We start from the raw sequence: 12,380 nt of genomic DNA, 5'->3' as shown, positions 1-12,380 counted from the left end.
GCCCGAACCTTTACAGGTCCGGGCACCGAAGCAAAATTACATAGATGAACGCAGGCTTAATCCTATTTTATTCCAAATAATGATGATTACTAATACATTCCGACAGCGATTACGACAACTGCGTGACCTGCCAGACGACAGGTGTCTTGGAAATTTGCTCTCCCAGCCACTGCTTCGTAATATTCTGGAACATACGCGGATCACCTGTACAGAAAAACTGATGCACGGGCGTTTCGTCTCCGCTTGCCAGCTTGCGTTTATCATATAAGATGGTACTGATTTCTCTCGCTGTTTCATCGGCTGAGCTGATGAGCTTTACATCCTGGCCCATGACATCCTGAATGGTATCCATTAGAAACGGATAATGAGTGCAACCAAGAATCAGACAGTCAATAGGCTGTCTTTTAATTTCTCCGAGCGCTTGATCCACCGTATGCGTTGTATGTTCGGAACGAAATTCACCTTTCTCCACCAGCGGCACCAGTGCAGGGCAAGCCTGACTGACCACATCCACATAAGGAGACAGCTGCTTGAGTGCCGACGTATACGCCCCACTACCGATCGTACCTACAGTCCCGATCACACCGATCCGACCTGTACGTGTTGCCATGATGGCTGCCCTTGCACCAGGATGGATCACCCCAATGACAGGAACATCCACCTTGGTCCGTATATATTCCAGTGCGGCGGCTGTTGCCGTATTGCAGGCGATCACGATCACTTTCGGATTAAACTGGATCAAAAAATCAACGATTTGCTCCGTAAATTGTTTCACTTGTTCGGACGAACGGGGTCCGTACGGTGTCCGGGCAGTGTCCCCAAAATAAATGATCTTTTCCCGCGGGAGCTGACGCATCACTTCCTTCGCAACGGTCAATCCCCCTACACCGGAGTCTAATATAGCAATAGCTTGCTGCACGAACACACCGCTTCCTTCTTCATTAAATTCATTCTGATACTCCATATCAAAAAAGCTTTCTACCTACCCTATGATATTTCCGGCAAAAAGGTACCTACATCTTACCCGATTTCATCGCCGGGTTCAAATATAGGGTTGCGAATCCTGTTGTCACGCAGAGCATGAGAACACAACAAAGCAGGCTTTCCACCGGATTGGGGAAAGCCTGCTAAACCCGCATTGCTTAGTTTTCGTCTTTGGACTCATCGGTAGTAAGCTTCACAATATTTTCGTTCCCCTGTTCTGCTGGCACCAATTTCAAGCCTTGATTTTGTACTGCATCCTCTGCTTGAACCTGGATCTCAGGCTGAACATACCCCTGTACTCCTCCAGCTTTATCCGTATCTGCAATCGCAGCAGAGATCCGGATTTCTTTGCCATCTGAAGAGCAACGCCAGGACTGGATATCCTTAATAACGACATCCGCCGTTTCCTTCACTTTGGATACGATCTGTGAGCTTTGCTCTCCCACTTTTACAGCCAGTTCCTGACCTTTATCCGTAACTTGACGAGCTCCCTCGGAAATATCCTGACGCAATTCACGTCCAGATTTTGGCGCAAGCAACAATGCAGTAACCGAACCAACGACGGAGCCGATTAAAGCCCCCCACAACAAGCTTTTGTTCGAATCTTTCATGATCCATCTCTCCCTTTCATTGGATTAGACACCGGTTTATGAATCAACGATAGGATCTGTTCATCTGGGCCAATGCCTATTCTGTTCATGCATTATAAGCAGGATGGGCTTGACCTGACACTCCGGATTGAAAAAAAAAACGGAACAAATGCCGCTCTGGGTTAAGATACCCATCCTCATTCCTTTTTACCGAACTGTCTGAGGCGTGGGCACAGCATGCTCTTCCCCCGGGTTCAGATCTACGACGTATCGCCCCGGAGCAATTAAAGCAAACTGATGCTCACAGCGCCAGCGCTGCCCTCCAGATGAGCCCAAGGTCTGACCATCCTGCAATACATCTCCCTGATCAAATATGTAATACGCAGCACCGAGCAGTGTCTGAGCCACCGTATCGGGGTCAAGTCCAGTAAAGTGACATTGCACATCAGGTACTCCAAGCGCAGATAAACCCACGGTATCCATAACCAGTTCTCGCTGTTGCTCTGTGCCTCCCGCTTGATACATCCGCACATTCATTGCGGCGTAGAGATGCTCCTCGCGTTCCTGGGATTGAATATAAGCTTCAGGTTCAACCAGTTTGTCACTGCCATACCAGTAAATAGCATCACAATTCAGTGTGTCCAACACAGCCAGCACCGTTTTCTGGAACAAGCCCAGACGCTGTTTACGCGGCATGGCCGCAGTAAACATATCATGAATCCGAAGCGAATACCGGGCAGAAGCTACAGCTTGTCCCGCTTCAGGCCAATGCCAAGCTTGCTGCAAAGCCCCTGCAAAACGCGTACGCTCAACAATCTCATGTACGGGCAGGAAACAAGTTTGAGCAGGAATACTGCCTTCCTGGAAAGCCACTTTATGTGCCATATGGTAAAACACCAGCATCTCCTGTGTTTCCTGTTCCTTTTCCCCCTGCTTTACATCGAGTCTCCCTTGCCCCGTCCGATTGCTGAGTGCCTCCTGTAAAACAGACCGATTCAAATCCGGCTTTTCATTAAACAGGAACTCCACCATATACACGGGGTGAAAACCTGATGACATCTCATCGCTTTCGCGCTTCCCTTGATCTGTCCCTTTCGAATCTTTCTCCATACAACTTCCCTCATTCCTTACTCTGTCACTTGGCCTTCATTTCCCTGGAAAGGTCCAAGTTCTTTTTCCACATAAGCGCTTACCTGGCCGGAGAAATGTTCAAGTACATCCGGCAAGGCTGCACTAAGTGGATTCAACACAGTTCGTTGCCAACTGTAATAATCTTGCACAAGCGGTTTACGTAACGTAACAAGTTGACGCAAAACCCCGTACGTTGATTCATCAAATACGTGCTCTTCATAATTAATCTGGATAATATCATCGTAACTGCTTGCGTCTCTCATAATGAAACCATCAATGAGATAACTGCCCACATCAGTCACGATCTCAACGGCAAGATGCAGACATCGTTCTTGAACCATCCCCAATACCAGACCACCATCCCAGGCCTGTACTACCTGCCGAAGCCCTTCAGCAACTTCCGGTATCGCGTCAAGTCGGCGAGCAATCTGCTCCCTATTCACATAATACATTCATTCACTTCCCGTTCAGTGAGTTATCGGTTTCGTTTCCCTCTGCGCTTAAGCCAGAAGATCATGACAGGGCAAGCGATCAGAAACACAACAAAAATATATAAAAATTCCATAACGTCTCTTAAATCGCTCATGAAGATTCCCCTTCAAATCCAGAATAGAATGTGTAAAACTTTAGATCACATAGTCAACAGCAATGGATTGTTCTCGGACTTCGTTCATATACTTGATGACATCCTGATGGAGCGGGTGAACCTGATACGCCTGAAGATCTTCCAGCGAAGCAAATTCCGCCGTCAGTGAAATGTCGAACGATCTGTCCGAGCGCAAGACATCGATACCCACCTCAAGCGACATGAGAACATCAATTTTACCTTCCAGATTACGAAGAACCTGTGCAGCGGCCTCAATACTTTCTGCAGAACGATCTTTCATTTTGAACAGGACAATATGCTTAATCATCTGGTTAAACACCTCGTTTGAATTAATGAGTAGAACTATTAGCAATGTTTCGTGTATCCAAAATATATCATATCACCGTCTATTACGAAAGGATGCTTGTATGCGTTTCCTGAACAATGGTAATGAACCTGAGAGTTAATCTTTGGTTGCTTCCGACTGCCGATCCGAAGATACTCCCTTATCAGCCCTCTTCTCCTCACCTAGTACAGTTTGGATATCTTCTTCTTTCGCTTGAACGTCTTCTTTCACTGGTGACGAGCTGGCGGAAGTTTGCCGAGGCAAGCTCCATTCCCGGTCAGGCAGACTGCTCTGTTCCTCCTGTTTCTTAAGTACCGCGATAGCCTGTCTGAGCTTGGCAGGTAAAGGTAATCCAATTTTGGCATAATTCTCTGTGATTGAGATCAATTCATTAACCAAGTAAAAATAAATGGCTCCTCCCTTAATAATATCGGTCCCCATAATCAGATCAATACGGTGAGCAAGCAGAACAACGGTCAGCATTAGCCCTTTTCGTGCAAGTCCCCAGAAGCCAATATTACTGTTCAATCCCGTTCCCGTTCTCACAGCCGCCGCCAGACCCGTAACATAATCAATAGCCATAGCGATCGCAAGCAGACTAAGCAACTGATCCCACCCGCCAAAAGCGAACGTCACAACCGCTCCCGAAATCGCAGTAACCGAACTCACCGCTGGGCTCACGTTCCTCACCTCTCCCTTGTTCTTTGTTGTTTGAGCACCCTACAATATATGTGAGAATGAGAGATTGTGACCGTTCATCTGTCTTGCTGAACATGCGGATTTATCGTTTCAGATTTGTGCACTTTTTTCGTTTGAATACCAAAAGCAGATTTACAAATATAGTAGAAGTTCAGGGGAAAAACAGCATGAAATCAACAAAAACAACACAAAAGTTCTAAAGGCCTATAAATAGGTAAATAGAACTAATTAATTTGTAATCTTGTACAATTCATTCCATCTTTTTTAGTGAATCATTGTAATCTAGGAATATACTAGGATGCGTTTCGCAAGAGGTCTAGTTCGTAGTTCCCTCTTTCATGTAGAATGACGCACAAGCGGTTTTCAAACCAGTAAATGCGGCACTTGAAAGTACCCCATTATTTATTGTAGTATTTGGTTAAAAAAATCGGAGGAAATATGCCTAATCAACCAGAACAACATTCCATCCAGGCGTGGTCTCTGATCAACCGTAAATATTTGGGAAAAGGTGTCCGTGTTAAACGGTTCCGCAAACCGACACGCTGTCAAATCCGCAATCGTGTTCTTCTTGCCGTGCTGATGGCCAATGATATTAAGTTGTCTCAGCTCGCTGAAGACCTCTCAATCTCCTCACGCAGTGTAAGCGCGTGGGTGTATGAAGGGCGAATACCCGGCAGTACCAATCTGGACAAAACTTGTCAGTTGCTTGGCTACCCGCGACATATTCTTTTTAATGAAGAGGTCGTGCGCAATAGTCCTGTCATCTGTCAACCTGAGCCTTCCCGCTTTATGAAGCGAACGGTAACCCGCTCTCCAGTGAGTAACCGTATTTTGACAGGCCTGTGTATGGTCCATGATTTGTCGGTGACAGATGTCAGCCACTGGATCGGGGTTCATCCCGGCACTTTCCGCAAATGGCTGCATCAGGGGACGCTGCCTTCTGCCGCGTTTCAGGAACAAGCGGAACAATTTTTCCGCATCCCGAAAACTATTCTGTTCGCAGATGTCATTCTTAAAGATCGTCGTAATCACTAGAACAGCGAACAGCCAAAAGGCTCTGCGCCCTCTCCTGGGGGCCAGAGCCTATTTTAGTTGGATACGCCAGACGATGAACGATGCATAATTTTCCTGAAAAGACCACAAAATGAAACTGTGCAGCGAGCGGATTGATCATTGCATTACAAAAATGAACCACTCCATACTCTACTTTAAGCAGGTGAATACAATGAAGTCATTCAAACATCTGGGGGTCGCCTTGGGTTTTCTCGCTGGAACTACCTTTGGTAGTGGAATTGCGTTTTTGTTTCGTTTCTCGCCCGTTCAATTAATGCTCAGTGTTGCTCTATTCGGTTTAGCCGGCATCCTCTCAGGTCTGCTGACCAGTAAAATTTGGTATAATCGGATTCAGGAGCATTAAGGAAAAAGCAAACGAAAAAAGGTTTGTACATTTCCCATTCGGGAAACATACAAACCTTTTTGTTATGCGGTCGAGAGGACTCGAACCTCCACGGGGGGTTAGCCCACACGGACCTGAACCGTGCGCGTCTGCCAATTCCGCCACGACCGCATATTATGTATCTCTTCATCATCGATGAAAAGTATATCCGGCGAAGCAATTCCTTGTTTTACCGTAATTCAGAGTATACATGTTACATTTTTATATTGCAACAACTTTTTTAATCCCTTAGAAGGACATATGTCCTTTCCTCACGAATTCAAACCGCCTATGTTTATCAATAGTAATTTTATAATGACATAAAGCACCTATACCAATGAAGGGGACTTTCATTTGCTGAATTCAAAACTATGTTTTATCGGAGCCGGATTCCATGCCTCCACGAATATTTACCCTGCAGCGATCGAAGCGGGGGCAACCATTCAGGCTGTGGCTACAAGGAGTCTCGAACGTTCTAGGGCGACCCTGCTTCGCTTTGGCAGTTCAGGTCAAGCCTATGATCATGCCAGCCAGATGCTGGAGCAGGAAACCTGTGACGGAGTCGTCGTCGTTGCTCAGCCAGTCGATCAAACCAAACTTGTTCTGGAATGCATTGAGGCAGGTAAACATGTCTATGTGGACAAACCACTTGGCTGGACAGCAGAAGAAGCCGCTAAGGTGGCCCAAGCAGCAGATCAGGCTGATGTTGTGGTCATGGTCGGTTTTATGAAACGTTATGCCCCGATCTATCGGAAACTCAAGGCATTGGTTGATGAGAGAACACTCGGTAAAGTGCGCTCGTTCCAGATGAAATTTGCCGTAGATAGCACGCCCTTTTGTGAAAATGAAGAACAGTTTATGAAACTTGCTGCCATACATATGGTGGATCTCATGCGTTATTTGTTTGGCGAAGCTACACAAGTAACAGGAACGACTGTAAGAGATGGAAAACATATTAACCAGAGTATTTCCTTGATTTTTGATGAAGGTGTCATCGGCAATGCCTACTTTACAGGAATGAGTGCATGGTCACGCGAAAGCGAAAGTGTTCTGGTTACTTTTGAGCACGGATTCGCTCTAGCCGATGAGATCACCAAACTTACAATACATGAATCTCATAAAGGAGATCTTCTTCCATGGAAGTCTCTTGAAGAACACGATTCGGTATACACCCCTTCCGGCACGCCAATGTCTGGTGCCTATAGAGATCTTTATCTGCGTGGCTTTGTAGGTGAAATGAGACACTTTATGACCTGTTGCCAGACGGGGGCCGTTCCACTCTCAAGCGCCCGCGATAATGTTAGCACAATGGCTTTATGTGACCGAATCCTGTCATCTTTCATATAAAAACAAACAGAAACAGACCCTGTTCATAAGGGTCTGTTCGTATTCTTCCGTTTCTCTGTTCTCCTGTGCTACTATTTTGCTTTTTCCACCGTCTGAATGATGACGGTTCGATTACGGCCCTCTTCTTTGGCCAGATAGAGCGCATTATCTGCCAGATGAAACAATTCCGATTCCGTGCGGGAATGCAACGGAAACTCAGCAATGCCAGCAGATATCGTAACTGTACGATCGACCACCAGCACACTTTCTTCAACTGAAATCCGAATGCGTTCGGCCGTCTCATATGCCTTCTTCGAATCGCAATTCCGCAACAGTACAACAAATTCTTCACCGCCAAACCGGAAACAAACATCCTCAGGCCGTACAGACATCTGAATCAGCTTCGCGATCTGTTTTAAAACCTCATCCCCGGTCGAATGACCATAGGTATCATTAATTAACTTAAAGCGGTCTATATCGAGAACAATGATTGCAAATGGATTCTCATCATGAGTCCATGCCTGAATCACTTCCTCAAAGGTTCTGCGATTGTTCAAACCAGTTAATACGTCCGTTCTTGCATCATACACCAACTGATCTGTCTTGTTTCTGAAACTTGTCATAGCTCCAAGCACCGCTCGAGTAAGCAGATCGGCTTCCCTGTTCCAATGCGGCTTCACGACAGGCAACTCCACCTGCCCTTTGTCTACTTGTTGCACAAGATCAGCCAAGAATACAAACGGATGTACCAGCTTCCGGGCAACTCTTAACACAATTAGAGTCAACAATATAAAGGGTACAGCTATGTATAACAGCAACAGTCCGATCTGACGGTTTAACTGATCATATACGATTTGGGTTGGAGATACGACAACCACTCCCCAGTTGGTTGCTGGAACTTTGTAATATCCTGCAAGCGTATTAACCCCATCCAAATTCGTATATTGCTCTTGTCCCGTCTGATTTTTGATGAGTTTCTGCACCACTGTATTCGCCCTAATATCTCTGCCAATTCGGCTGACGTTGGGATGAAAAAGCAACGTTCCCTTGTGGTCAACTATAAAAAAGTATGTACCGTTGTCGGTTTTAAGTTGACTCCCAAACGACAAATCGAGTATATTATTCTCCTGCAAATAGATACTCCCACTAATCATGCCTTTGTATTTCCCCATTGGATCAAAAATTGGTTCACTGAGAAAAACAATTCTACGATTCGTTCGCGGTGTCACGTAAGCATCTGATATGTATGAGGCTTTGGATTTGATCGCCGCTTTGGCCGCCTCGGAGCTCACATGTGTACCAATACTGGCCTGAGAATACGGTGACCTCGACAGCACAAGCCCCATCTGGTCTGCCAAGACTACAGCGTTAAAATAATCACTGCTATTATGGATGAGATCCAGCGTAGTGTTCAGTTTCTCCTTATCATTGAAATCGACATTTTTAAAATGTGCGGCCCCATACTTTAAGCTTTTTTTCATGGATTCAAATAAGGAATCTAACGTTTGACTCATCTGTACAGCACTCGCATAGTTAACCGAAAGAGTATTGTTAATAAGAGATTGTTTCTGGGTGGTATACGAGGTAATCACCATAATTGTTAACGTCATCAATACGGAGATTGTAACGAATCCACCAAGTAATGCGGTAAGGCTGACTTTTTTGAACTTCTTTACTTTTCTGCGCAATCTGGATTTTTTTTTATTTGCAATCATTTTGCTTCCCCCGGATTTTCATAAAAAAGCATACCTACATCATCATATAATAAAGTTGTTAAGAAACAATGAAGAAATGACGTATATTAACTTTGAATTTATAGGATTGACGAATTTATGACAAAATAATGCATCCGGGAAAAATTGCGACTCCTTTTCCTCTTGTTATCCTTCAATGATATAACCCTCTTCCAGGTTTTGCTCAACAAAGCCCGCCATATACCGCACCTGAACATCAATTGGGCGAAGACTTCCCATCAATATGCGATTCTGAACGTCATTGGGCTCAGCCGGAAGTGCAAAGGCACGTACGTAAGGGAATTCTATTCCAAGCGTTGTGTAGATTGCGTTGACAAGTTGATCGTTACCACTACGTCCAAACACATTAAGCAGCACAGCACCGCCTGCATACAGTTTGTCTTTTGCCATGTTAAAAAAAGAACGGTTCGTAAACTGCTCCGGCGTGCCTGCGGCCGTAAATGCATCAATAACAATATAATCATACGTCCCAGCCTGTTCCCGTTCCAACAGTTCCCGACCATCACCAATCAGCACCGGCGACCCTTTATAACCAAAAAATTGCTGGCTAATTTCCGCAACCTCCGCATCCAGCTCCGCTACCTTAACTTGTCGATCAGACAAATAAGATGGGATTGTGCCAATACCCTGCCCCACGACGAATACGCGATTGTAATGCCGGTTATTTCGTTCCATCAGATGCAGCATAGCCCGCGGGTACTCTAGAACAATTCTGGAAGGTTGCTCTACATCGATCGCCCCCTGCACGGCATCATTGGAGAATTGCAATACGCGAAAGTGTCCCTTTTCCCCGTAAAGCCTTTTCGTCTCGTACACAGTCAACTCATGCTGCTCACTTTTATTCCGGTATAGTACTCTCAACTTCCTGCTCCCTTCGGATGAACCTTTGAACCTATGAAATCCATATTACAAAGAAACGATGAAATCGATATTACAAACCAATCGCTTCGTGTAATGCCTGCACATAAGCCACGCCGAGATTGGAAAGTGACGTGCTTTTATGACAAATCCACCCGACATTGATGGACTCTTCACATTCGAGCGGAACCGGAATGATCTCGTTGCCGTTCAGATCGGCGCTGAGCACTCCAGTCGATATCGTATACCCGTTCAGACCGATAAGAAGATTAAATAAAGTTGCCCGGTCGTTCACCTGGATGCTTTTCGGATGAGATAACGTACTCAGAATTTCTTCGGAAAAATGAAAAGAATTATACTCTCCCTGGTCAAAGGACAGGTAAGGGTAATCCTGAAGCTGTTCAATAGCCACGGACACCTGCTTCGCAAGCGGATTGTTCACACTGATGAAAATATGCGGTTTCGCTGTAAACAGACTTGTAAACACAAGTCCGGCATCCTTTAATAATTTATTGATGACTTTGGCGTTGAATTCGTTCAGATAGAGAATGCCAATCTCACTCCGAAGACTTTTTACATCCTGAATGATCTCATACGTTTTGGTTTCGCGCAGTGCAAGCTCATACTCATCATGACCGTACTGCTGAACAAGCTTTACAAAGGCATTCACCGCAAAAGCATAGTGCTGTGTGGATACCGAAAAGTGTTGCGGAGACGGCTTCGCATTCAGATAGCGATTCTCCAACAGTTCGGCCTGTTCAACGACCTGACGAGCATAACTTAGAAACTCCACCCCTTCTTTGGAAAGAGTAATGCCTTTATTCGTACGTTCAAAAATGGTAATACGAAGCTCCTGTTCCAGATCGCGAATCGCGTTTGATAAACTCGGCTGGGAGATAAACAACCGTTTGGCTGCTTCGTTCATCGATCCGTGTGTGGCAACCTCGATTACATATTTAAGTTGTTGTAATGTCATGGCTTGACTCCTTTTTCCGATATCCCTTGTACATCCTATATTCCATCAAGAGAAAGTTTTCTTTTGGGCGATCCCTGTCACTAGATTCTCTGCTTCCAGCGAACAACGTTCAGGAAACATACTACGTTGCTCCAGCTTATCCTGAATAAAATCAACGACCTGTTGCAGCGAGGCGATCTGATCTTCTACTTTTTTCTGATAATTGACCAGCATCTCCCGTTCCTCAGGGAAATCGTTCAAATCCGACTCCAGCGACATCTGCAGAAATGGCTTCATATCCTCAAGCGACATGCCTGTTTTCTTCAGACAAGTAATCAGACTCATCGTCTGGATGTCCTGTTCCGAATAGACCCTGTGGCTACTTGCTTTACGCTCCGCACGGGGGAGTAGACCAATCTTCTCATAATAACGAATGGTATCTTTGGATAACCCCGACCGCTCTGATGTTTCATGAATGGAGAACGTACTTTGCTCACTCATCATTAGCCCTCCCATACCCATACTTCTCTCTATCATATAACTTGGAGTTGGCTCCAAGTCAAGCCTGAAATATCCCTCTTGACTTGGAGCCGACTCCAAATTGTAGAATGAGCTCTCCTGCAGATTCATCGGCGAAATTACCGTTCTATGTATTGCACGCCGATTGTTTCTGAAATTACACGAATACATGAGGAGGTCTTCATGATGACCCATGCTAACCCGCTTCGCACTGCCGTAATAACAGGCTCCACTTCAGGAATCGGCCTGGAGCTTACACGACAGCTTCTAACAAATCAATGGGAGATTATCGGTCTTAACCGCTCCCCGTTTCCAGCAGATGATAGCTTCATCCAATCCGCATTAATCTCAGGTCAACTGCGCTCTGTTCAAGCCAACCTCACGAATTATGCCAGCCTCCGCTCTGCAATGGAGCAGATTCGGTCTCAGACGGATAGAATCGACGTTCTGTTCAACAATGCGGGCGGAAGCTCATCTACCCTTCAATACTCCGATCAGGGGCGTGAGCTGCATTTTGAGCTTCAGACGGTGGTTCCTTATATCATCTACCAGGAGCTTTATGATCTGCTCCGCCAAGGGACGATGAAAACCGTCGTGAACACCTCCACAACTGCTTTTCGTACGATGAGGACGTTCGACCCGGGTACGCTGGAGCGGCCAGCCTCGTTCAAAAAGCTGTTTGGTCCTTACGCTGCGTCCAAGCTTGCCCTCTCATTATGGACAGCCGAGGCTGCATCTAGTGCTATGGTGGATAATATTCGACTTCTTAGTGTTGATCCGGGTGGAAACAACACGCTAAAAAACGACAAAACATCCGGTTTGCCCTTCTATATCAAACCTGTTATGAAGTTATTCTTTTCTCATCCAAGTCGCGGCGCATCACTGCTTCATGACGCTGTACTCGGGAACGTGAAGCATGATTCCGGTGCGTTTCTGGTTAACAATAAGGCAGCACGGCTTCGTTTTCAGGAGCAGGGCTCTGCTGTACTTCAACGCGTGCATGAGATCTATGAGCAAAACTATCTGGACTAATTTCCAGCTAGAGATTTCTCTGAGATAACTGTACCTCTTCTTGAGCTTTAAAATGCTAATCTCAGGTCCTTGACTTGACCACTACGGTCAGGTCTTTTTATGTTTGTCCTTCATATTTTCCAAGCCTGCTTTCATAGGTGTAAACATAGTGAGAAGACCGCATGA

General features: G+C 45.6%; 13 protein-coding genes, 1 tRNA gene and 1 pseudogene. 4 read left to right on the top strand and 11 right to left on the bottom strand.

Translation table 11 applies throughout. The annotated features are described in order from the left end of the window. Positions 1 to 109: 109 nt before the first annotated feature. From racE to FS818_RS02520, 6 genes and pseudogenes are all read right to left on the bottom strand, one after another. Positions 110 to 919: a glutamate racemase gene (gene racE, locus FS818_RS02545; protein ID WP_145332721.1), complete on the bottom strand. Its 810-nt coding sequence runs from the start codon at positions 917 to 919 to the stop codon at positions 110 to 112. Between the two features lie 223 nt (positions 920 to 1,142). Then, positions 1,143 to 1,595 carry a YtxH domain-containing protein gene (locus FS818_RS29470; protein WP_145329292.1) on the bottom strand — a complete coding sequence of 151 codons (453 nt, stop codon included), beginning with the start codon at positions 1,593 to 1,595 and terminating at the stop codon, positions 1,143 to 1,145. Between the two features lie 186 nt (positions 1,596 to 1,781). Next, a complete protein-coding gene (locus FS818_RS02535; protein ID WP_145329289.1) occupies positions 1,782 to 2,684 on the bottom strand; it encodes a DUF4261 domain-containing protein in 903 nt (300 codons plus the stop codon). Positions 2,685 to 2,701: 17 nt separating this feature from the next. Then, entirely contained in the window at positions 2,702 to 3,157 is a 456-nt protein-coding gene (locus tag FS818_RS02530) for a DUF86 domain-containing protein (protein ID WP_145329287.1), read from the bottom strand. A gap of 174 nt (positions 3,158 to 3,331) precedes the next feature. Further along, a complete protein-coding gene (locus FS818_RS02525; protein WP_123064255.1) occupies positions 3,332 to 3,619 on the bottom strand; it encodes a Dabb family protein in 288 nt (95 codons plus the stop codon). Positions 3,620 to 3,934: 315 nt separating this feature from the next. After that, positions 3,935 to 4,318 (bottom strand): annotated as a pseudogene (locus tag FS818_RS02520) (phage holin family protein); the annotation flags it as partial. 456 nt (positions 4,319 to 4,774) lie between these two features. Between FS818_RS02520 and FS818_RS02515 the strand changes: the two are divergent. Both FS818_RS02515 and FS818_RS02510 read left to right on the top strand, forming a co-directional pair. Further along, entirely contained in the window at positions 4,775 to 5,371 is a 597-nt protein-coding gene (locus FS818_RS02515) for a helix-turn-helix domain-containing protein (protein WP_145329283.1), read from the top strand. Positions 5,372 to 5,561: 190 nt separating this feature from the next. Then, on the top strand, positions 5,562 to 5,753 hold the full coding sequence (locus FS818_RS02510) for a hypothetical protein (protein ID WP_145329281.1): 192 nt from the start codon (positions 5,562 to 5,564) through the stop codon (positions 5,751 to 5,753). A 65-nt stretch (positions 5,754 to 5,818) separates the two neighbouring features. On the opposite strand, the gene FS818_RS02505 is transcribed toward FS818_RS02510, so the two are convergent. Beyond that, positions 5,819 to 5,903 (bottom strand) — tRNA-Leu (locus FS818_RS02505). Between the two features lie 222 nt (positions 5,904 to 6,125). Here FS818_RS02505 and FS818_RS02500 point away from each other — a divergent pair. After that, on the top strand, positions 6,126 to 7,118 hold the full coding sequence (locus FS818_RS02500) for a Gfo/Idh/MocA family protein (RefSeq protein WP_145329279.1): 993 nt from the start codon (positions 6,126 to 6,128) through the stop codon (positions 7,116 to 7,118). Positions 7,119 to 7,189: 71 nt separating this feature from the next. Here FS818_RS02500 and FS818_RS02495 read toward each other — a convergent pair whose 3' ends face one another. From FS818_RS02495 to FS818_RS02480, 4 genes are all read right to left on the bottom strand, one after another. Then, positions 7,190 to 8,812 carry a sensor domain-containing diguanylate cyclase gene (locus tag FS818_RS02495; RefSeq protein ID WP_145329277.1) on the bottom strand — a complete coding sequence of 541 codons (1,623 nt, stop codon included), beginning with the start codon at positions 8,810 to 8,812 and terminating at the stop codon, positions 7,190 to 7,192. A 165-nt stretch (positions 8,813 to 8,977) separates the two neighbouring features. Continuing rightward, the gene (locus tag FS818_RS02490; protein WP_145329275.1) at positions 8,978 to 9,712 is read right to left on the bottom strand and encodes a spermidine synthase; all 735 of its coding nucleotides are present in this window, start codon (positions 9,710 to 9,712) and stop codon (positions 8,978 to 8,980) included. Positions 9,713 to 9,782: 70 nt separating this feature from the next. After that, complete coding sequence (locus FS818_RS02485; RefSeq protein ID WP_145329273.1) at positions 9,783 to 10,685, bottom strand: LysR family transcriptional regulator; 903 nt, start codon at positions 10,683 to 10,685, stop codon at positions 9,783 to 9,785. 45 nt (positions 10,686 to 10,730) lie between these two features. Next, positions 10,731 to 11,165, bottom strand: coding sequence for a MerR family transcriptional regulator (locus tag FS818_RS02480; protein ID WP_260984495.1), 435 nt, complete (start codon positions 11,163 to 11,165; stop codon positions 10,731 to 10,733). A gap of 204 nt (positions 11,166 to 11,369) precedes the next feature. On the opposite strand from FS818_RS02480, the gene FS818_RS02475 reads away from it, so the two are divergent. Then, positions 11,370 to 12,215, top strand: coding sequence for an SDR family NAD(P)-dependent oxidoreductase (locus tag FS818_RS02475; protein ID WP_145329271.1), 846 nt, complete (start codon positions 11,370 to 11,372; stop codon positions 12,213 to 12,215). Positions 12,216 to 12,380: the final 165 nt, after the last annotated feature.

Origin of the sequence: Paenibacillus xylanexedens (assembly GCF_007680605.1) — a bacterium.
Lineage (GTDB): Bacteria > Bacillota > Bacilli > Paenibacillales > Paenibacillaceae > Paenibacillus > Paenibacillus xylanexedens_B.
The sequence above is the reverse complement of the archived record's forward strand: the minus strand, read 5'-3'. Positions and strand labels throughout refer to the sequence as shown.